Here is a 445-nt window from a genome sequence, read left to right on the forward strand (position 1 = left end):
CTATAGGTTACTCCCGGTTCAAAGCGAAAGTGCTGAGGAATGGTGCGATACACTAAGCCGTTGTTTCCAGTATTGACTTTAACAGACCAATTTCCTGCGATAACATCATCTACTAATTTTTTGCCGGCCCATCCTTTTTGTGTATACGGTGCATGTAATTCAGACAAGTGAATTCGGTTGTCTTCTACCCCTTCCGTATTCCCTATAACAAATGGGTAAATTCCTTGCACGACCGATTCAAAATTCTGCTCAAATACGTTAGACGATACTTTATTATTCACGGATTTTTGAACGATGCGAATATCGTCAAATTTGGTTATTCCTTCTCCGGCCTCGCGGCTGAGAATGAGTTCAGCCTTTTTAGATGCAGCCGTAAAGCTTACTTGCATTCTTTGCATTTTGCTAGTGTAGCCATCATTTGAAGCATGTGAGTCTGCTTTTACAT

The 445-nt window shown here is 41.1% G+C and carries 1 protein-coding gene; it reads right to left on the reverse strand.

Translation table 11 applies throughout. The features are described 5' to 3' along the window. Positions 1 to 389, reverse strand: a 389-nt coding sequence (locus tag LC457_RS23325; protein WP_223601927.1) for a hypothetical protein, incomplete at its 3' end; no start/stop codon positions are given. Positions 390 to 445 lie beyond the last annotated feature (56 nt).

The organism is Chryseobacterium sp. GVT01B, from assembly GCF_019970045.1.
Lineage (GTDB): Bacteria > Bacteroidota > Bacteroidia > Flavobacteriales > Weeksellaceae > Chryseobacterium.